This is a genomic window from Pantoea sp. X-Soil-YNGN-775, from assembly GCF_059730575.1.
Genome location: NZ_AP035945.1, coordinates 3,177,812 through 3,198,187, shown reverse-complemented (window position 1 = coordinate 3,198,187; position 20,376 = coordinate 3,177,812). Strand labels below are relative to the sequence as shown.

Sequence of the window (20,376 nt, the reverse complement as noted above, 5' to 3'; positions counted from 1 at the left end):
AGCAATGGTGGCTGAACTAAGCGCGTTACGCGATCAAATTGATAGTGTCGATAAGGCGCTGCTTGACCTGCTGGCCAGACGGCTTGAACTGGTCGCCGAGGTGGGCGAAGTCAAGAGCCGTTATGGACTGCCGATTTATGTCCCTGAGCGTGAGGCCTCTATGCTGGCCTCACGCCGTAAAGAAGCGGAAGCGCTCGGTGTCCCGCCGGATCTGATTGAGGATGTGCTGCGTCGGGTGATGCGCGAATCCTATACCAGCGAGAATGACAAAGGCTTCAAAACGTTATGTCCTGAACTGCGGCCAGTGGTGATCGTTGGCGGTAATGGTCAGATGGGGCGGCTGTTTGAGAAAATGCTACGGCTGTCGGGCTATACGGTGAAAACGCTGGATAAAGATGACTGGCCACAGGCGGAGAGTTTACTCAGCGATGCCGGCATGGTGATCATCAGCGTACCGATTCACTTAACCGAACAGGTGATTGCCCAACTGCCGCCGCTGCCAGAAGATTGTATCCTGGTCGATCTGGCGTCGGTGAAGAACCGGCCATTGCAGGCGATGCTGGCTGCTCATAGCGGGCCGGTGCTGGGTCTGCACCCGATGTTTGGCCCGGACAGCGGCAGCCTGGCAAAACAGGTGGTGGTCTGGTGTGACGGTCGTCAGCCCGAAGCCTATCAGTGGTTTCTGGAGCAGATTCAGGTCTGGGGCGCGCGCTTACACCGTATCAGTGCGGTTGAGCACGATCAGAATATGGCATTCATTCAGGCGCTGCGTCACTTCGCAACCTTTGCTTACGGCCTGCACTTAGCGGAAGAGAACGTTAACCTCGATCAGCTGCTGGCGCTGTCGTCACCGATCTACCGGCTGGAGCTGGCAATGGTCGGCCGATTATTTGCCCAGGACCCGCAACTCTACGCTGACATCATCATGTCATCAGAGAGCAACCTGGCGCTGATTAAGCGTTATTACCAGCGCTTCGGCGAGGCGATTGCCTTGCTGGAACAGGGGGATAAGCAGGCATTTATCGCCAGCTTCAATCGGGTCGAACACTGGTTTGGCGATCACGCGAAGCGCTTCCTGGTTGAAAGTCGCAGCTTATTGCGGTCGGCGAACGACAGTCGTCCTTAAACAGAAAGGCATCCCGCGGGATGCCTTTTTTGTCTATTCTCCCGGTTCGACCGGCACCACATTCTCACTGGGATAACAGCCCAGCACCTTCAGTGAACGGGTCATGGTCTGCAGCTCCTGCAGCGCCTGCTGCATTCTTTCCGACTGCAGGTTGCCCTGAACGTCGATATAAAACATCTCTTCCCATGGATTGCCGTTAATCGGCCGCGACTCCAGCTTGCTCATGATCAGATTATGCTGGCGCAGCACCAGTAAGGCATCAACCAGCGCACCCGCCTGCTGACCGGTTGCCATGATCAGCGTCGTTTTGGCCGGAACCTGATCAGAAACGTCGATCGCTTTGCGTGCCAGCACGATAAAGCGCGTATGGTTCTGTTGCTGGTTCGCCAGGTTACGCTCCAGCACCTGCAACTGGTAAAGTTCACCGCCGGCTTCACTGCCCAGCGCCGCCACTTTCGGTGAGTTAAGCGCCGCGACTTTCTCCATCGCTGCCGCGGTGCTTTCGGTATATTCGATTTTCCAGTGCGGGAATCGGTTAATGAACTGGCTACACTGCTGGAATGGCTGAGGATGGCTGTAGACCGTCTCGATCTGCTGCAAGTCAGTAGGGCCATTGACCAGTACGCAGTGGTCAATCGGCAGCGTCATTTCCCCGACGATCGATAAGCTGGTCTGCTGCAGTAAATCGTAAACGTCATTGATTGAACCTGAACTGGTGTTCTCAATCGGCATCACCGCGTAATCTGCGGTGCCGTTCTCTACCTGTTTAATTATGTCGTGAAACTTCAGGCAACCGCATTCAACCATATTGTCGAAATGACGGGCGGCATATTTGCGTGCCGCCAGATGCGAGTAAGAGCCTTTGGGGCCGAGAAAGGCGATGCGTGCCGCATGGGCATGAGGATGATTCAGATTTTTTTGTAATAACGCCTGTTGGGTTAACACCGAATCCTCGATCACCAGCTGAAACAGCCGGGTGATGTAATGCGCATCCAGATTATGCGCTTTGCCCAGCACAATCAGGTTTTCCAGCAGCGCGCGCTCACGTTCGACGTCGCGAATCGGGCGGTGGGTGGCCAGTTTGGCCTGCGCAACTTCCACTGCCAGCAGGCGGCGTTCGGCTAAAAGCGTCAGGAGTTTTTGATCAACTGCGCTGATTTTATCGCGTAGCGCCAGCAGTGGATTGTCGGGATTCATAAGGCTCACCTGTAAGCTGTCCAATAAAAAAGCCTCCCGGTTGGGAGGCTTTGTTGTTCGTCTTCGCTTTCGTTTTCACACGACGAATGGCCTCCCGTTCAGGGGAAGGTAAAAAAGAAAGCGAAGAAAAACAGGTCATGTTTCATAGGTATGTCCGGAAAAAGTCTGTTCTGAGAGTAACCGTACTGATTTAAAGCTGTCAATAAAAAACGCGCCCGCAGGCGCGTTAACCGAATCAGGTCAGGATTGTTCGTCCGCAGGGATAATGTCTTTCACGCTGGCACTGGCGCGGCGCGCTTCAGATTTATGCTGTACTTTATTCAGCTGGCGCTCGAGCTTGGCGATCAGATCGTTGATAGCGGTGTACATATCGTCGTGTTTGGCACTGGCCACCAGCGTCCCGTTAGGCGTATTGATGGTGGCATCGGCCACAAATTCTTTGGGTTCTTTAGACAGGACAATATGGGGATTAATCAGGTCGGTTTGCCATTTTTCAAGCTTGGCGAGACGGTCTTCAACATGGTTACGGATAGCCGCAGTGATTTCCATTTGTTTGCTGGTAATGTTCAGGATCATCAGTCTTACCTCTCTGTCATTTCCGTCTTGGTAGGTCCAGCATAGCGCGATAAAGGGTTAATTGCGTGATTTTGATCACGAAAAAATGTCACTTTTTGTCAAGCCAGACAATTTGTGAGAAAGGCAGAGAATGTGGCCGAAAAGCCTTGAAGCGAAGCGATTCTCGCGGCATCCTTGATGAGTTAACCTGCCAGCAAAATTCTGCGATTGGTTACGCAATAAGCAAAAAAAAAAGCAGCCCATTCAGGCTGCTTTTTTATGGCCGATAATCAACAGACCATCAGTTACTGTTCGCTGCAATGATTTTCGCTACTTTATCTGCTTCAGCGTTCAGCTGCAGATTGCGGTAAGCATTTTCCATCAACGGCAGCGCATCATGAGTTGCCTGCGTATCCGGATAATCGCGCATCATGCCTTCTACCCGGTTAACAACCGCGACATAAGCCTCACGCTTAGTATAGAATTGCGCCACTGAAAGCTCATATTTAGCCAGGCGATCTTTCAGGTAGACCAGACGTTTCTGAGCATCAGCCGCATACTGGCTGTTCGGGTAACCGCGCAGCAGCTGAGAGAAGTCGCGGAAAGCATCACGAGCGTGCGTCGGATCGCGGTCAGACCGATCGATACCAAAGAAGCCCTGCAGCGCCGAATCATCCAGCGCCATGTCCGTCAGACCTTTCATGTAGATGACATAGTCAATGTTCGGATGCGTCGGGTTCAGACGCATGAAGCGAGCGATAGCAGCCTGCGCCAGGGGCAGATCGGCATTTTTATAGTACGCGTAGATTAAATCCAGCTGAACCTGCTGCGAATAAGGACCGAACGGATAACGATTATCCAGCGCTTCCAGTTGCTTAATCGCGGCTTTAAAGTTACCGTCCTGCAGCTTTTGCTGCGCTGTAGCATAAATTTCAGAAGGCGGGCTGTCCGGTACCGCGTCATTTGAGCCGGAACAACCAACAAGTGCCAGGCTCAGTGTGGCAGCAGCCACCAGATGTTTCATACGCGTCATGACGAAGTGATTATCCTCAAAATGTTATGGCGGAAGCTGTCCGTATAGCTCCCGGTAATGACCAGGTACGATAGCACATTATATTAAACGGCATCGCCGTGAAAACCCAACGTTAACGAAGAAGCTGTATATGGCACAACAAGTTCAACTCACCGCAACGGTATCCGAATCACAACTCGGACAACGCTTAGATCAATCTTTGGCGGAATTGTTCCCTGATTATTCACGTTCTCGCATAAAAGAATGGATCCTTGATCGTCGCGTCACAGTCAATGGCGTAACGGTTGATACACCGAAAGAAAAAGTGTTGGGCGGCGAGCTGGTCGCCATTAACGCTGAGATCGAAGAAGAGCAGCGCTGGGAACCGCAAGCTCTGCCGCTCGACATTGTTTATGAAGATGAAGACATTATTGTCATCAACAAGCCGCGTGATTTCGTGGTGCACCCCGGCGCCGGCAATCCCGATGGCACGGTGCTAAACGCCTTACTTCATCACTATCCGGCGATTATGGATGTGCCGCGTGCCGGCATCGTTCACCGTCTGGATAAAGACACCACCGGTTTGATGGTGGTCGCGAAGACCGTACCGGCGCAGACGCACCTGGTGGAATCGCTGCAGATGCGCGAAATCACCCGTGAATATGAAGCGGTCGCGATTGGCAACATGACCGCCGGTGGCACCGTTGATGAGCCTATCAGCCGTCACTCGACCAAACGCACCCACATGGCAGTCCATCCGATGGGTAAGCCAGCGGTGACGCATTACCGCATCATGGAGCATTTCCGCGCGCATACCCGTTTGCGTCTGCGTCTGGAAACCGGTCGTACTCACCAGATTCGTGTGCATATGTCGCACATCAACCATCCGCTGGTGGGCGATCCGCTTTACGGTGGTCGTCCTCGTCCGCCAAAAGGGGCATCGGATGCGTTCATTGCCACCCTGCGCGGTTTCGATCGCCAGGCACTGCACGCCACCATGCTGCGTCTGTATCATCCGATCAGCGGTATCGAGATGGAGTTCCACGCCGCGATTCCGCAGGATATGGTCGATCTGATCGCAGCGCTGAAAGCCGATACTGAGGCTTTCAAGGACCAGATGGACTGGTGATGCAGATGATTATTCCTCAATGGCCGGCACCGGCGCGGGTCCGGGCTTGCTCGACGCAGCGCCAGGGCGGCGTCAGCCTGTCGCCCTGGGATGCACTCAATCTCGGCGGTCACGTGGGGGATAAGCCAGAGCACGTTGCACAGAACCGGCAGTTACTGGTTGAACAGGCGGGGTTGCCGGCGATGCCACAGTGGCTGGATCAGGTGCATGCCACTGATGTGGCGCGTCTGTCCTCGGGCGGCACGGTGCCGCTGCGGGCTGATGCCTGCATCACCGCCGAAGCAGGCGTGGTGTGCGCGATCATGACCGCTGACTGTTTGCCGGTGCTGTTCTGTTCGGCGGATGGCACCGAGGTCGCTGCGGCGCATGCGGGCTGGCGGGGATTGTGTGCCGGCGTGCTGGAAAATACTCTGGCGCAGTTCCGTGCGGCGCCGCACCAGGTTCATGCGTGGCTGGGACCGGCGATTGGTCCTGATGCGTTTGAAGTAGGGGCCGAAGTTCGTCAGGCGTTTATCGCACAGGACCCTCGCGCTGCTGCGGCATTTCGTCCAGTGGGTGAGAAGTTTTATGCCGATATCTGGCAGCTGGCGCGCTTACGTCTGCAGGCCGCTGGCGTGCAATCCATCAGTGCTGACAGCCGTTGTACCTTTACCGACGGTGACGATTTCTTCTCGTTCCGCCGCGATGGAATCACCGGGCGTATGGCAACTTTAATCTGGCTGTTATAACCTTACGCCATAAGACGGTCCAGTTAGCGTATTTTTTACTCAAATCTCAGGTCATTAACCTTGAAATTTTGAGGGATGACCTCATTTAATCTCCAGTAGCATTTTGACCTGTAATGGGAGGAATTATGCGTCTGGATCGTCTTACTAACAAATTCCAACTGGCTCTCGCCGACGCGCAGTCCCTGGCTCTGGGACACGACAACCAATTCATTGAACCTCTGCACCTGATGAGCGCACTGCTTAAACAGGAAGGCGGATCGGTTTCACCTTTATTGACGTCAGCAGGTATCGACGTTGCCTCATTGCGCACTCAGGTTGAGCAGGCTATCGATCGTCTGCCACAGGTGGAAGGCAGTGAAGGGGACGTACAACCCTCATCTGACCTGGTTCGGGTATTGAACCTGTGTGACAAACTGGCGCAGAAGCGCAACGACAACTTTATATCATCTGAATTATTTGTTCTGGCGGCCCTCGATTCACGGGGTTCACTGGCCGATCTGCTGAAAGCGGCAGGGGCAACCAGTGAAAAACTCACCAAGGCTATTGAACAAATGCGTGGAGGGGACAGCGTGAACGATCAGGGGGCTGAAGATCAGCGCCAGGCATTAAAGAAATACACCATCGATCTGACCGAGCGTGCTGAGAAGGGCAAGCTTGACCCGGTGATTGGCCGTGACGAAGAGATCCGTCGCACCATTCAGGTTCTGCAGCGCCGGACCAAAAACAACCCGGTACTGATTGGTGAACCCGGTGTCGGTAAAACTGCCATCGTTGAAGGGCTGGCGCAGCGGATTATCAACGGTGAGGTGCCTGAAGGCCTGAAAGGGCGGCGGGTACTGGCGCTGGATATGGGTGCGCTGGTGGCCGGTGCCAAATATCGTGGTGAGTTTGAAGAGCGTCTGAAAGGCGTGCTGAATGACCTGTCCAAACAGGAAGGCAACGTCATTCTGTTTATTGACGAGCTGCATACCATGGTAGGTGCCGGTAAAGCGGACGGCGCGATGGATGCGGGCAACATGCTCAAACCGGCGCTGGCCCGCGGTGAACTGCACTGCGTCGGCGCGACTACGCTCGACGAATATCGTCAGTACATTGAAAAAGATGCTGCGCTGGAACGACGTTTCCAGAAAGTCTATGTGGCTGAGCCCACAGTGGAAGACACCATCGCCATTCTGCGTGGGCTGAAAGAGCGTTATGAACTGCATCACCATGTGCAGATTACTGACCCGGCCATTGTGGCGGCCGCGACCTTGTCGCATCGCTATATTGCCGATCGTCAGTTGCCGGACAAAGCGATTGACCTGATCGATGAGGCCGCTTCCAGCATTCGTATGCAGATTGACTCGAAGCCGGAAGCGCTTGATCGGCTGGAACGCCGGATTATTCAGCTCAAGCTGGAGCAGCAGGCGCTGAAAAAAGAGGCGGACGACGCCAGCATTAAGCGTCTTGAAATGCTGGAAAGCGAACTCGACCAGAAAGAGCGCGAATACGCCGAGCTGGAAGATGAGTGGAAGGCGGAAAAAGCGTCTCTGTCCGGTACGCAGAACATTAAAGCCGAGCTGGAACAGGCGCGTCTGAATTTAGAGCAGGCACGTCGCCTTGGCGATCTCGCCCGCATGTCTGAGTTGCAGTACGGTAAAATTCCGGCGCTGGAAAAACAGCTGGCCGCAGCCACTCAGGCAGAAGGCAAAACCATGAAGTTACTGCGCAACCGCGTAACCGACGTGGAGATTGCCGATGTGCTGGCGCGCTGGACCGGTATTCCGGTGGCACGCATGATGGAAGGTGAGCGCGATAAACTGCTGCGTATGGAGCAGGATCTGCATGGCCGGGTGATCGGACAGGATGAAGCGGTAGAGGCGGTATCGAATGCGATTCGTCGTAGCCGTGCGGGCTTGTCAGATCCTAACCGTCCAATCGGTTCGTTCCTGTTCCTGGGGCCAACCGGTGTCGGTAAGACCGAGCTGTGTAAGTCGCTGGCTAACTTCCTGTTCGACAGTGATGACGCGATGGTGCGTATCGATATGTCCGAGTTTATGGAGAAACACTCGGTGTCGCGGCTGGTGGGTGCGCCTCCGGGATATGTCGGCTATGAAGAGGGCGGTTATCTTACCGAAGCCGTTCGCCGTCGTCCTTATTCTGTGATTCTGCTGGATGAGGTAGAGAAAGCGCATCCGGATGTTTTCAACATCCTGTTGCAGGTGCTGGATGATGGCCGCCTGACGGATGGTCAGGGACGCACGGTCGATTTCCGCAACACCGTGGTAATCATGACCTCTAACCTCGGATCGGATTTGATTCAGGAACGGTTTGGCGATCTGAACTACGCCGAGATGAAAGAGATTGTCATGGGCGTGGTCGGACATCATTTCCGTCCAGAGTTCGTTAACCGTATAGATGAAGTGGTGGTGTTCCATCCGCTGGCGGAGAAACACATCGCATCGATTGCCCAGATCCAGCTGCAGCGGTTGTACAAACGTCTGGAAGAGCGCGGCTATCAGCTGCATATCTCTGACGCGGCGATCAAGCTGCTGGGTGAGAACGGTTATGATCCGGTCTATGGCGCGCGGCCGTTGAAACGTGCGATACAGCAACAGATTGAGAACCCGCTGGCACAGCAGATTCTCTCGGGTACGCTGGTCCCCGGAAAAACTATCGAAATGGATGTGGAAAACGACGTTATCACCGCGCATCAATAAGGCAGCATGAAGAAAAACGGGCCTCTGGCCCGTTTTTCTTGTCTTTCAGCGGCTGTTTTGCTGGTTTTTTCGCCATGATGCACACAAAGTGAACGTTCAGTTAAAAAGTTTAAATTTGCACTTGTCAGCCTCCGGAAACTCCCTATAATGCGCCTCCACTGACACGGAACACCGGCTTACGGAGAGACGGGTCAGCAGGCACAGGAGACTGCGCCGCCGGAGAAAAGCTTCTGAAAAAGAAGTTGACTCTGAGGGAGGAAAGCGTAATATACGCCACCTCGCGACAGACGGTTAACCCGCTGTTCGCACTGCTCTTTAACAATTTATCAGACAATCTGTGTGGGCACTCGCAGGATTGATATCAGCGTCTCCGGACGTAAAAAATATCAAGTCTCACGAGTGAACACATAATGAAATTCATTATGACGTTTTACAGATGAGCACCGCTTAACTTGTTTAAGCAAATCAAACTTAAATTGAAGAGTTTGATCATGGCTCAGATTGAACGCTGGCGGCAGGCCTAACACATGCAAGTCGGACGGTAGCACAGAGAGCTTGCTCTTGGGTGACGAGTGGCGGACGGGTGAGTAATGTCTGGGGATCTGCCCGATAGAGGGGGATAACCACTGGAAACGGTGGCTAATACCGCATAACGTCGCAAGACCAAAGAGGGGGACCTTCGGGCCTCTCACTATCGGATGAACCCAGATGGGATTAGCTAGTAGGCGGGGTAATGGCCCACCTAGGCGACGATCCCTAGCTGGTCTGAGAGGATGACCAGCCACACTGGAACTGAGACACGGTCCAGACTCCTACGGGAGGCAGCAGTGGGGAATATTGCACAATGGGCGCAAGCCTGATGCAGCCATGCCGCGTGTATGAAGAAGGCCTTCGGGTTGTAAAGTACTTTCAGCGGGGAGGAAGGCGATGCGGTTAATAACCGCGTCGATTGACGTTACCCGCAGAAGAAGCACCGGCTAACTCCGTGCCAGCAGCCGCGGTAATACGGAGGGTGCAAGCGTTAATCGGAATTACTGGGCGTAAAGCGCACGCAGGCGGTCTGTTAAGTCAGATGTGAAATCCCCGGGCTTAACCTGGGAACTGCATTTGAAACTGGCAGGCTTGAGTCTCGTAGAGGGGGGTAGAATTCCAGGTGTAGCGGTGAAATGCGTAGAGATCTGGAGGAATACCGGTGGCGAAGGCGGCCCCCTGGACGAAGACTGACGCTCAGGTGCGAAAGCGTGGGGAGCAAACAGGATTAGATACCCTGGTAGTCCACGCCGTAAACGATGTCGACTTGGAGGTTGTTCCCTTGAGGAGTGGCTTCCGGAGCTAACGCGTTAAGTCGACCGCCTGGGGAGTACGGCCGCAAGGTTAAAACTCAAATGAATTGACGGGGGCCCGCACAAGCGGTGGAGCATGTGGTTTAATTCGATGCAACGCGAAGAACCTTACCTACTCTTGACATCCAGCGAACTTGGCAGAGATGCCTTGGTGCCTTCGGGAACGCTGAGACAGGTGCTGCATGGCTGTCGTCAGCTCGTGTTGTGAAATGTTGGGTTAAGTCCCGCAACGAGCGCAACCCTTATCCTTTGTTGCCAGCGATTCGGTCGGGAACTCAAAGGAGACTGCCGGTGATAAACCGGAGGAAGGTGGGGATGACGTCAAGTCATCATGGCCCTTACGAGTAGGGCTACACACGTGCTACAATGGCGCATACAAAGAGAAGCGACCTCGCGAGAGCAAGCGGACCTCACAAAGTGCGTCGTAGTCCGGATCGGAGTCTGCAACTCGACTCCGTGAAGTCGGAATCGCTAGTAATCGTGGATCAGAATGCCACGGTGAATACGTTCCCGGGCCTTGTACACACCGCCCGTCACACCATGGGAGTGGGTTGCAAAAGAAGTAGGTAGCTTAACCTTCGGGAGGGCGCTTACCACTTTGTGATTCATGACTGGGGTGAAGTCGTAACAAGGTAACCGTAGGGGAACCTGCGGTTGGATCACCTCCTTACCTGAAGATACCTTCCGGCGAAGTGCTCACACAGATTGTCTGATAAAAAGTAACGAGCAGAAAAAACCTCTACAGGCTTGTAGCTCAGGTGGTTAGAGCGCACCCCTGATAAGGGTGAGGTCGGTGGTTCAAGTCCACTCAGGCCTACCAAATTCGCACTCATGCTGCGTTATGTTTCCGGCTCGCATAGTTCACTATGCTGCGCGAAAACATGCCTTGCCTGAGCACGAATTGCATTTCTTACGGAATGTACTCGGTTGAGTGGTAGTAGTGGTCTCTGCAGTAACTGTATGGGGCTATAGCTCAGCTGGGAGAGCGCCTGCCTTGCACGCAGGAGGTCAGCGGTTCGATCCCGCTTAGCTCCACCATACCGTTTAACTGTTTTTTCTGAAAAATACTTCAGAGCGTACCGGCAACGGTGTGCTGCGAAGTATTATGCTCTTTAACAATCCGGAACAAGCTGAAAATTGAAACGACGCAGCGCGTTATTCCTCCGTAATAGGGAATAACAAGGCGATGCGTTCGAGTCTCTCAAATGCTTGCAGCACGCAGCGTTGAAAAACGCCTGTGGGTTGTGAGGTTAAGCGACTAAGCGTACACGGTGGATGCCCTGGCAGTCAGAGGCGATGAAGGACGTGCTAATCTGCGTAAAGCGACGGTAAGGTGATATGAACCGCTACAGCCGTCGATGTCCGAATGGGGAAACCCGGTGCACTCAGTGCATCATTGCAGCATGAATACATAGTGCTGCAAGGCGAACCGGGGGAACTGAAACATCTAAGTACCCCGAGGAAAAGAAATCAACCGAGATTCCCCCAGTAGCGGCGAGCGAACGGGGAGCAGCCCAGAGCCTGAATCAGCTTGTGTGTTAGTGGAAGCGTCTGGAAAGTCGCAGGGTACAGGGTGATACTCCCGTACACAAAAACACACAGGCTGTGAGCTCGATGAGTAAGGCGGGACACGTGGTATCCTGTCTGAATATGGGGGGACCATCCTCCAAGGCTAAATACTCCTGACTGACCGATAGTGAACCAGTACCGTGAGGGAAAGGCGAAAAGAACCCCGGCGAGGGGAGTGAAACAGAACCTGAAACCGTGTACGTACAAGCAGTGGGAGCCTTCTTTATGGGGGTGACTGCGTACCTTTTGTATAATGGGTCAGCGACTTATATTCTGTAGCAAGGTTAACCGTATAGGGGAGCCGCAGGGAAACCGAGTCTTAACTGGGCGTTAAGTTGCAGGGTATAGACCCGAAACCCGGTGATCTAGCCATGGGCAGGTTGAAGGTTGGGTAACACTAACTGGAGGACCGAACCGACTAATGTTGAAAAATTAGCGGATGACCTGTGGCTGGGGGTGAAAGGCCAATCAAACCGGGAGATAGCTGGTTCTCCCCGAAAGCTATTTAGGTAGCGCCTCGTGAACTCATCTTCGGGGGTAGAGCACTGTTTCGGCTAGGGGGCCATCCCGGCTTACCAACCCGATGCAAACTGCGAATACCGAAGAATGTTATCACGGGAGACACACGGCGGGTGCTAACGTCCGTCGTGAAGAGGGAAACAACCCAGACCGCCAGCTAAGGTCCCAAAGTCATGGTTAAGTGGGAAACGATGTGGGAAGGCACAGACAGCCAGGATGTTGGCTTAGAAGCAGCCATCATTTAAAGAAAGCGTAATAGCTCACTGGTCGAGTCGGCCTGCGCGGAAGATGTAACGGGGCTAAACCATGCACCGAAGCTGCGGCAGCGACACTTATGTGTTGTTGGGTAGGGGAGCGTTCTGTAAGCCGTCGAAGGTGGCCTGTGAGGGCTGCTGGAGGTATCAGAAGTGCGAATGCTGACATAAGTAACGATAAAGCGGGTGAAAAGCCCGCTCGCCGGAAGACCAAGGGTTCCTGTTCAACGTTAATCGGAGCAGGGTGAGTCGACCCCTAAGGCGAGGCCGAAAGGCGTAGTCGATGGGAAACAGGTTAATATTCCTGTACTTGGTGTTACTGCGAAGGGGGGACGGAGAAGGCTATATCAGCCGGGCGACGGTTGTCCCGGTTTAAGCGTGTAGGTGTGTGTTCCAGGCAAATCCGGTTCACTTTACACTGAGGCGTGACGACGAGGCACTACGGTGCTGAAGTGATAAATGCCCTGCTTCCAGGAAAAGCCTCTAAGCATCAGGTAACACAAAATCGTACCCCAAACCGACACAGGTGGTCAGGTAGAGAATACCAAGGCGCTTGAGAGAACTCGGGTGAAGGAACTAGGCAAAATGGTGCCGTAACTTCGGGAGAAGGCACGCTGGCGCGTAGGTGGAGGGACTTGCTCCCCGAGCCGAAGCCAGTCGAAGATACCAGCTGGCTGCAACTGTTTATTAAAAACACAGCACTGTGCAAACACGAAAGTGGACGTATACGGTGTGACGCCTGCCCGGTGCCGGAAGGTTAATTGATGGGGTTATCCGCAAGGAGAAGCTCTTGATCGAAGCCCCGGTAAACGGCGGCCGTAACTATAACGGTCCTAAGGTAGCGAAATTCCTTGTCGGGTAAGTTCCGACCTGCACGAATGGCGTAATGATGGCCAGGCTGTCTCCACCCGAGACTCAGTGAAATTGAACTCGCTGTGAAGATGCAGTGTACCCGCGGCAAGACGGAAAGACCCCGTGAACCTTTACTACAGCTTGACACTGAACATTGAGCCTTGATGTGTAGGATAGGTGGGAGGCTTTGAAGCGCGGACGCCAGTCCGCGTGGAGCCAACCTTGAAATACCACCCTTTAATGTTTGATGTTCTAACGTGGCCCCGTGATCCGGGGTGCGGACAGTGTCTGGTGGGTAGTTTGACTGGGGCGGTCTCCTCCTAAAGCGTAACGGAGGAGCACGAAGGTCAGCTAATCACGGTCGGACATCGTGAGGTTAGTGCAATGGCATAAGCTGGCTTGACTGCGAGAGTGACGGCTCGAGCAGGTGCGAAAGCAGGTCATAGTGATCCGGTGGTTCTGAATGGAAGGGCCATCGCTCAACGGATAAAAGGTACTCCGGGGATAACAGGCTGATACCGCCCAAGAGTTCATATCGACGGCGGTGTTTGGCACCTCGATGTCGGCTCATCACATCCTGGGGCTGAAGTAGGTCCCAAGGGTACGGCTGTTCGCCGTTTAAAGTGGTACGCGAGCTGGGTTTAGAACGTCGTGAGACAGTTCGGTCCCTATCTGCCGTGGGCGCTGGAGAATTGAGGGGGGTTGCTCCTAGTACGAGAGGACCGGAGTGAACGCACCACTGGTGTTCGGGTTGTCATGCCAATGGCATTGCCCGGTAGCTAAGTGCGGAAAAGATAAGTGCTGAAAGCATCTAAGCACGAAACTTGCCCCGAGATGAGTTCTCCCTGACCCTTTAAGGGTCCTGAAGGGACGTTGAAGACGACGACGTTGATAGGCCGGATGTGTAAGCGCAGCGATGCGTTGAGCTAACCGGTACTAATGACCCGTGAGGCTTAACCTTACAACGCCAGAGGCGTTTTTGAGGGACAGATTTTCAGCTTGTGACCGGATAAAGTTGTGTCCCGCGGAGTCATGTCCGCAGGATTCTGCGCTGAGGCAAGGCGGCAACCGAGCGATACGAAGGAGCATACTGACGTATGTGACGGAGTAGCGCGAGGGCGGCCAACGCAGCATCAGCACAGAAGACACAGGACAGAGCACAAAGAATTTGCCTGGCGGCTGTAGCGCGGTGGTCCCACCTGACCCCATGCCGAACTCAGAAGTGAAACGCCGTAGCGCCGATGGTAGTGTGGGGTCTCCCCATGCGAGAGTAGGGAACTGCCAGGCATCAAACAAGTGAAGAAGCCCCGCACGGAAGTGCGGGGCTTTTTTACGTCCGCAGATCGCTGATTTTCACCCCGTCTACCCATTCTGATACCACCTTTGTCAGGCAAAACTGGGGCAGGCAGCCCTGAACAACCCGCTGATTTTGCTGCAATTAGCGAGGCGGCTCACATTTATAATCTCAGAATAGACCGCCTTTACCTTCGGTGGGCTTAAATGCTTTACTCACTTCTTTAAATGCTGTTGATCAGCAAGGAACAGAGGCAAGGCATGACTCCTATAAATAATAAAGATCAGACAGACGATACGAAAAAGCGCATCTGGGCTATCGTTGGCGCGTCATCGGGTAACCTGGTCGAGTGGTTCGACTTCTACGTCTACTCATTCTTTTCACTCTATTTTGCCCACATCTTCTTCCCGCAGGGCGATACCACCACGCAGCTATTACAAACGGCTGGCGTCTTTGCGGCCGGATTCCTGATGCGTCCTATTGGCGGCTGGTTGTTTGGTTATATCGGTGACAAGCACGGGCGCAAGAGCGCGATGCTGATCTCAGTGTGCATGATGTGTTTCGGATCGCTGGTGATCGCCTGTTTACCCGGCTATGACGCCATTGGCATCGCGGCACCGATCATTCTGCTGCTGGCGCGAATGTTCCAGGGATTATCCGTTGGCGGTGAATATGGCACCAGCGCGACTTACATGAGCGAAGTGGCGCTGGAAGGACGCAAAGGTTTTTATGCCTCTTTTCAGTATGTCACCTTAATCGGCGGTCAGCTGGCCGCAGTGCTGACGGTAGTGGTGCTGCAGTTTGTGCTGAGCGATGCAGAGCTGCGCAGCTGGGGCTGGCGCATTCCATTTTTCCTCGGTGCTTTGCTGGCCGTGGTGGCGCTGTGGTTACGTCGCTCACTGGAAGAAACCTCAGACCAAAGCAGCCGTCAGCACCGCGATGCGGGCAGCGTGATAGGCCTGTTACGCAATCATACCCGCCCGTTCCTGATGGTGCTGGGCTTCACCGCTGGCGGATCGCTGAGCTTCTATACCTTTACCACCTATATGCAAAAGTATCTGGTCAACACTTCGGGAATGGATCCTAAGACTGCCAGCGGCCTGATGACCGGCGCGCTGCTGGTCTTCATGTTGCTGCAGCCGGCTATTGGTGCGCTGTCTGACAAAATTGGCCGTCGCACTTCAATGATGATTTTTGGTGCCGGTGCCGCTATTTGTACCGTGCCTGTTCTGACCTTGCTGCAAAGTGTCCAGAGTCCGGGCGTCGCGTTCCTGTTAATCATGCTGGCGCTGCTGATCACCAGTTTCTACACCGCCATCAGCGGCATTTTGAAAGCGGAAATGTTTCCTCCTCAGGTGCGGGCATTAGGCGTAGGGCTCTCTTATGCGGTAGCAAATGCCATCTTTGGCGGATCGGCGGAGTATGTGGCGTTATTGATGAAGCAGCAGGGGATTGAGACCACCTTCTTCTGGTATGTCTCCGCCATGGGCGCAGTGGCCTTTGTGGTGTCGTTGTTGCTGCACAAGCGGGGAAAAGGAATCAGCTTGTAACCGGCTCACTGGCTGAAACGGCTCACTGGCTGAGGTTCCATAAGGCGATGCCGCTGGCGGTACCGGCGGCATCCCAGGCAAAATCTTTCCAGCTCCAGCCGCTCCCTGATGGGCGGCTGTCATACCACTCTTTTCCCGCCCCGAGACTAAGCGAAAGCATAATCCCCAGCGTATGACTCTGACGGGTGGAGAGATGCTGACGCTGACCGTATTCAGTGCCCGCTGCGGCCAGAGCAGCAGAGGCAACAAAGTGTTGCGTTTTATCCCGCCCGGTCCACCGATCGTCTGCCATATGAGCACACCCACTACACAACAGCACAGCAAACAACAAAATTCGCATAGCGGATGCCTCGTCGGCGACGACGATTAAAGAATACGGCTGATTAACCGGTCGATGCGGATCCGGCGCAGACGACGTATCAACTTACGGACTTTAGCCGGGTAATCGGCAATGCTCTCCAGCTCGCGGAAATGCTTCACCACCGTGGTGTGCTGACGAATCAGCGTCAGCTCTTTTTCGCGTTGATCCGCCAGCTGTTGTAGTGGATCGTGGATCAACACCGCATTTTCCAGATCGAGCCGCCAGGCGCGCGGATTAAGGTTATTGCCGGTAATCAGCTGCCATTCGTCATCCACCCACATTCCCTTAAGGTGATAGCTGTTATCACCATCTTTCCATAACCGCACCACCAGCTGATCGTTAGTAACGTAGTACTGTAACCGGCTCATGAAGCGACGCAGGTTGATTTCATACAGATAGGGCAGCGCGCCAATAATTTTAAACGGCTGATCCGGGGCGATATAGAAGTCGTTGGCGGTCTTATCACCGACAATGATCTCAACCTGCTTACCCTGCCGCAGCAGATGGATAATATTGCGTACCAGTAAGGCTGGCAGGTTAAAGTAAGGCGTACAGATAGTCAGTTTCTGCTCGGCACAGGGCATCAGGTGGAAGATCGTTTTATTGAGCAGGCTATGCTTGCCCAGGCCGACCAGCGGCGTCACCGCCAGCTCTTCATTGCTGGCATTGCCCTCAAACTGATAGTTGAAGCCGCGTAAATCCTGTCGAAACTGACGCGTTTCATTTTTGATTTCCGGACTGGAAGGGCGCTCGGCAAAATCGAGCCGGTTGACGGCCTCAGCCTGCTTCAGGTTGAGGTTAATCCATGCATACATGGTGTCAGCCAGCTGCGGGTTGCGGATAATCTGGTAGCGGTCATAACGATATTTATCATGCTGATGCAGATAAACATCATTGATGCTGGCACCGCTGTAGAGCAGTTCGTCATCAATGATGAAACCCTTCAGGTGCAGCACGCCCAGCGCTTCACGCGTATTGACCGGAATGCCATACACCGGGATGGCAATATCAGCGTGTTGGGTCGCCAGATCACAATACCAGTCGGCATTGGTCAGGCCGCGCGCCGCGCCAATACGCCCACGCTGCGCCCGATGCCAGTCGACCAGGATAGAGATATCCAGCGCTGGCCGGGCCTGTTTTGCCGCATACAGGGCGTTCATCACCGCCCGACCCGCATCGTCGTTTTCAAGGTAAAGTGCAGCGATGCAAATACGGGACTGCGCTGCCGCGATTTTCTCCAGCAGCGTCTGACGAAATTCAGCAGGCGAGTAAAGCGTCGACACATCCGCAACGGATTGTGACAGTTTCGGCAACTGTGCGAGGTGTTGTTGGTGTTTATTACGTTTAAATTTAGACAACATCACAGTGCACTTCTTCTCTGTTCATTGCATGGCCTTTTGCCATTAAATCAGGGTCATAACGACAAATAATAACATCAACTGTCGCGATCCGGGCGTTTTTTACCTTTCTCTACAAGGTTAGCTTAACGCATCCTGCAGCGACAGTTTGAGGCTGACAATACCGTCATCCAGTTGAATATCAACATCAAAGTTGAGCTTGCGCGCCAGGGTAATCATGCCGCGATTATGCGGCATAGTGATACCGTTCAATTGTTGCAAGCCGTGATGCCGGGTGTAGCGGATCATCTTTTCCAGCAACCGTCGGCCCATGCCGAGGCCTTTGAGATCGGAGCGCACCAGCACCGAAAACTCGGCGTCAATATTGTCAGCATCGGAGATGGCACGCGTCACACCAATGATCTCCGACCGTCCCTGCTGCTGACGCACCGCCACAATCGCCATCTCACGGTCGTAATCGATTTGCGTCATATTGGCGAGGTCCTCATGGGTAAACTCGCTGATTTCACTGAAGTAACGGTAATAGAGATCTTCTTTGGTCACCTGGCTGATAAAGTCGCGCAGCAGCGGTTCATCTTCGGGCAGGATAGGGCGGAACAGGCAGCTTTGCCCATCCTTGAGCTGAACCTGCTCCTCAAGATGTTGCGGGTAGGGGCGTATTGCCAGGCGCGCTTCGTTATCGCCATGGAACGGTGCCAGCGTCAGGGTGACATCCAGCAGCGTAAAGTCGTTGCCCGCCGCCAGCAGCGGATGAATATCCAGCCGCTGAATCTCCGGGCAGTCAACCACCAGGTTGGAAACCTGCACCAATAGCTGGCTGAGGCCGGCAATATCCAGTGGATTCAGCGCGCTGCGGCTGCGAATTTTGCCGCTCTTGATTGCCTGAATCACCAGATAGCGCGCCAGGGTCATATTCAGCGGCGGCAGCGCAACGGCGGCTTGTTTATCGGCCTGCCACTCCACGCCGCCTTCGCCCAGCATAATGATCGGGCCGAATAGCGCATCCTGTTCTACCACCACCCGCAGTTCCTGAGCACCGGCACGGTTCGCCATACTTTGCACCAGCAGGCCTTCAATCCGCGCCTGCGGTAGCGTCTGCCTGACCCGATCAAAAATGGCTTCGGCCGCATGCGCTACCTCGCTGGCATTGCGCAGGTAGAGCATCACGCCCTGCACATCTGATTTATGCGCGATGTCCGGCGAGCGCAGCTTCAGCGCCACCGGATAGCCAATCTGATCGGCGATGGCTACCGCTGCGGCGCTGTCGCTGGCGATCCAGGTCGGCAGCGTTGCCAGCCCATAGGCCTGCAATACCGGCTGGACTTCGTGGGTATCGAGCGCCGTAATGCCGCGGTCGAGCGCCTGCGATAGCAGCTGGTGGGCATGGGCGCTGTCCTGGGTCAGGCTGGCCGGCAGGGCTGGGGTTTCACGCAGTTGCTTCTGGTTGCGTCGATATTCGACCTGATGCATAAATGCCGTCACGGTGCCTTCGGGCGTGCGCCAGGTCGGGATCCCGGCCTGGGTAAACGCACGACGCGCCGCCTGGGAGGAAAATTCGCCGCTCCAGTTAGTCAGCAGGGTGATTTGTTTGCCGCGCGGATGAGCAGCAATGGCGGCAATCAGACGCTCGGCGGTTTCAGTGGCGGGTGCCACCGCGCTCGGCGCATGAATAATCATCAGCGCATCCAGCTCATGACTGTCGAGCAGGCACTTCACGCAGGCCACGTAACGATCCGGCGTGGCATCATCCTTCAAATCCAGCGGGTTGCCGTGACCGGCACCGGCTGGCAGCAGGGTTTCCAGCTGTTGACGCATCTCATCGCTGAGCTGGGCCAGTTTACCGTTACGCGCGTACAGTTCATCCAGCGCCAGCGCGGCAGGTGCAGCACCGTTACTGATGATCATTAATCGCTCACCACGCAGCGGCCGCATGTGGCTCAGCGACTCGACGGCGGAGAACAGTTCATGAGTATCCTGCACCCGCAGCAGGCCAGCACGCTGAATGGCGGCATCCCAGGCCGCATCTAGCCCGCTGTGGCTGCCGAGCAGCGCCTGTGCCTGACGGCTGCGGCCGCTCTTGATCACCAGGATCGGTTTATTGCGTGATGCGCTACGCGAGGCGGAAACAAAGCGCCGTGCATCGCTGAGATGTTCGAGATAAAGCAGGATGGCGCTGGTTTTACCGTCGCGCGCCAGAAAGTCGAGCAGGTCATCGACATCGGTGTCAAGACTGTCGCCCAGCGCGATAAACCAGGAAAAGCCCAGATTACGCTGTTGCGCCCAGTCAAGAATGGTGTTGGAGACGGCGGCGGATTGTGAAATGAACGCAATGCGGCCTTTGGCAATCGGCACCGGCGAGAAGCTGGCGTTTAATCCCTGCCACGGTGCCAGCAGCCCGAGGCTGTTCGGCCCCAGCAGCCGGATCTGCCACTGGCTGGCGCAGGCCTGCAGCTCTTCCCGCTGACTGGCGGGAGCGGAGAGAATAATGCAGGCTTTGCAGCCTTTTTCACCCAGCTGCTGCAGCAGTGTCAGATTACGTTTTGAATGGGTGCAGATGATCGCCAGGTCCGGCGCGAACGGTAAACTGTCGATATCAGGCCAGGCCAGCACGCCGCTGACGGCTTTGTATTTTGGCGTCACCGGCAATACCGGGCCGCTAAAACCACCGGCCAGCAGATTGCGCATCATAAAGTAACCGGCACGTCCCGGCGTTACCGAGGCGCCGATTACCGCAATTGATTTGGGTCTTAACAGCGCTTCCAGTCCGCGTTGGCTCATCTCGCCCTCCAGAGATCGGGATTTGCGTGATTGTAAACGCTTTTCGCCGTCA

12 protein-coding genes, 2 tRNA genes, 3 rRNA genes and 1 other annotated feature are annotated in these 20,376 nt (G+C 54.7%); of the genes, 10 read left to right on the top strand and 7 right to left on the bottom strand.

The window, feature by feature from the left end; translation table 11 throughout:
* The first annotated feature begins 4 nt into the window (after positions 1-4).
* Entirely contained in the window at positions 5-1,126 is a 1,122-nt protein-coding gene (gene tyrA / locus AC6I8I_RS14855) for a bifunctional chorismate mutase/prephenate dehydrogenase (protein WP_312057277.1), read from the top strand.
* Positions 1,127-1,159: 33 nt separating this feature from the next.
* Here the strand turns inward: tyrA and pheA are convergent, their stop codons facing one another.
* From pheA to bamD, 4 genes are all read right to left on the bottom strand, one after another.
* Positions 1,160-2,323 (bottom strand): bifunctional chorismate mutase/prephenate dehydratase, encoded by a 1,164-nt coding sequence (gene pheA / locus AC6I8I_RS14850; protein ID WP_312760597.1) that lies wholly within the window; start codon positions 2,321-2,323, stop codon positions 1,160-1,162.
* A 22-nt stretch (positions 2,324-2,345) separates the two neighbouring features.
* Positions 2,346-2,470: a sequence feature (Phe leader region), on the bottom strand.
* Positions 2,422-2,469, bottom strand: a complete 48-nt coding sequence (gene pheL / locus AC6I8I_RS14845; RefSeq protein ID WP_193387678.1) for a pheA operon leader peptide PheL — start codon at positions 2,467-2,469, stop codon at positions 2,422-2,424. (Overlaps the previous feature by 48 nt.)
* 93 nt (positions 2,471-2,563) lie before the next feature.
* Positions 2,564-2,899 (bottom strand): ribosome-associated translation inhibitor RaiA, encoded by a 336-nt coding sequence (gene raiA, locus AC6I8I_RS14840; protein ID WP_312057274.1) that lies wholly within the window; start codon positions 2,897-2,899, stop codon positions 2,564-2,566.
* Positions 2,900-3,179: 280 nt separating this feature from the next.
* Positions 3,180-3,911 carry an outer membrane protein assembly factor BamD gene (gene bamD, locus AC6I8I_RS14835; protein WP_312057272.1) on the bottom strand — a complete coding sequence of 244 codons (732 nt, stop codon included), beginning with the start codon at positions 3,909-3,911 and terminating at the stop codon, positions 3,180-3,182.
* 130 nt (positions 3,912-4,041) lie between these two features.
* Here bamD and rluD point away from each other — a divergent pair, with 130 nt between their 5' ends.
* From rluD to AC6I8I_RS14790, 9 genes are all read left to right on the top strand, one after another.
* Positions 4,042-5,019: a 23S rRNA pseudouridine(1911/1915/1917) synthase RluD gene (gene rluD / locus AC6I8I_RS14830; RefSeq protein ID WP_312057270.1), complete on the top strand. Its 978-nt coding sequence runs from the start codon at positions 4,042-4,044 to the stop codon at positions 5,017-5,019.
* Positions 5,019-5,747 carry a purine nucleoside phosphorylase YfiH gene (gene yfiH / locus AC6I8I_RS14825; RefSeq protein ID WP_312760600.1) on the top strand — a complete coding sequence of 243 codons (729 nt, stop codon included), beginning with the start codon at positions 5,019-5,021 and terminating at the stop codon, positions 5,745-5,747. The genes rluD and yfiH overlap by 1 nt, the downstream gene beginning before the upstream one ends.
* Before the next feature lie 113 nt (positions 5,748-5,860).
* Positions 5,861-8,446 carry an ATP-dependent chaperone ClpB gene (clpB, locus tag AC6I8I_RS14820; protein WP_176035899.1) on the top strand — a complete coding sequence of 862 codons (2,586 nt, stop codon included), beginning with the start codon at positions 5,861-5,863 and terminating at the stop codon, positions 8,444-8,446.
* A 473-nt stretch (positions 8,447-8,919) separates the two neighbouring features.
* A 16S ribosomal RNA gene (locus AC6I8I_RS14815) occupies positions 8,920-10,459 on the top strand.
* A 73-nt stretch (positions 10,460-10,532) separates the two neighbouring features.
* Positions 10,533-10,609, top strand: a tRNA-Ile gene (locus AC6I8I_RS14810).
* A gap of 142 nt (positions 10,610-10,751) precedes the next feature.
* A tRNA-Ala gene (locus tag AC6I8I_RS14805) sits at positions 10,752-10,827 on the top strand.
* Positions 10,828-11,037: 210 nt separating this feature from the next.
* Positions 11,038-13,944, top strand: a 23S ribosomal RNA gene (locus AC6I8I_RS14800).
* Between the two features lie 210 nt (positions 13,945-14,154).
* Positions 14,155-14,270 (top strand): 5S ribosomal RNA (gene rrf, locus AC6I8I_RS14795).
* The 16S, 23S and 5S rRNA genes sit together here with 2 tRNA genes alongside, the layout of an rRNA operon.
* Before the next feature lie 267 nt (positions 14,271-14,537).
* Positions 14,538-15,827, top strand: coding sequence for an MFS family transporter (locus AC6I8I_RS14790; RefSeq protein ID WP_312057546.1), 1,290 nt, complete (start codon positions 14,538-14,540; stop codon positions 15,825-15,827).
* A 22-nt stretch (positions 15,828-15,849) separates the two neighbouring features.
* Here AC6I8I_RS14790 and AC6I8I_RS14785 read toward each other — a convergent pair whose 3' ends face one another.
* From AC6I8I_RS14785 to AC6I8I_RS14775, 3 genes are all read right to left on the bottom strand, one after another.
* Positions 15,850-16,167 carry a YfiM family lipoprotein gene (locus tag AC6I8I_RS14785; RefSeq protein ID WP_312057548.1) on the bottom strand — a complete coding sequence of 106 codons (318 nt, stop codon included), beginning with the start codon at positions 16,165-16,167 and terminating at the stop codon, positions 15,850-15,852.
* A gap of 26 nt (positions 16,168-16,193) precedes the next feature.
* Positions 16,194-17,549: a CDP-diacylglycerol--serine O-phosphatidyltransferase gene (pssA, locus tag AC6I8I_RS14780; RefSeq protein WP_312759143.1), complete on the bottom strand. Its 1,356-nt coding sequence runs from the start codon at positions 17,547-17,549 to the stop codon at positions 16,194-16,196.
* A gap of 117 nt (positions 17,550-17,666) precedes the next feature.
* Positions 17,667-20,324, bottom strand: a complete 2,658-nt coding sequence (locus AC6I8I_RS14775; RefSeq protein ID WP_312759124.1) for a bifunctional acetate--CoA ligase family protein/GNAT family N-acetyltransferase — start codon at positions 20,322-20,324, stop codon at positions 17,667-17,669.
* Between the last annotated feature and the right edge of the window lie 52 nt (positions 20,325-20,376).

Bases quoted from the DNA above. Each gene is read 5' to 3' on its own strand.
- bamD (WP_312057272.1), bottom strand. From the start codon at position 3,911: ATGACGCGTATGAAACATCTGGTGGCTGCTGCCACACTGAGCCTGGCA.
- raiA (WP_312057274.1), bottom strand. From the start codon at position 2,899: ATGATCCTGAACATTACCAGCAAACAAATGGAAATCACTGCGGCTATC.
- pssA (WP_312759143.1), bottom strand. From the start codon at position 17,549: ATGTTGTCTAAATTTAAACGTAATAAACACCAACAACACCTCGCACAG.
- AC6I8I_RS14790 (WP_312057546.1), top strand. From the start codon at position 14,538: ATGACTCCTATAAATAATAAAGATCAGACAGACGATACGAAAAAGCGC.
- AC6I8I_RS14775 (WP_312759124.1), bottom strand. From the start codon at position 20,324: ATGAGCCAACGCGGACTGGAAGCGCTGTTAAGACCCAAATCAATTGCG.
- rluD (WP_312057270.1), top strand. From the start codon at position 4,042: ATGGCACAACAAGTTCAACTCACCGCAACGGTATCCGAATCACAACTC.
- AC6I8I_RS14785 (WP_312057548.1), bottom strand. From the start codon at position 16,167: ATGCGAATTTTGTTGTTTGCTGTGCTGTTGTGTAGTGGGTGTGCTCAT.
- tyrA (WP_312057277.1), top strand. From the start codon at position 5: ATGGTGGCTGAACTAAGCGCGTTACGCGATCAAATTGATAGTGTCGAT.
- yfiH (WP_312760600.1), top strand. From the start codon at position 5,019: ATGCAGATGATTATTCCTCAATGGCCGGCACCGGCGCGGGTCCGGGCT.
- clpB (WP_176035899.1), top strand. From the start codon at position 5,861: ATGGGAGGAATTATGCGTCTGGATCGTCTTACTAACAAATTCCAACTG.
- pheA (WP_312760597.1), bottom strand. From the start codon at position 2,323: ATGAATCCCGACAATCCACTGCTGGCGCTACGCGATAAAATCAGCGCA.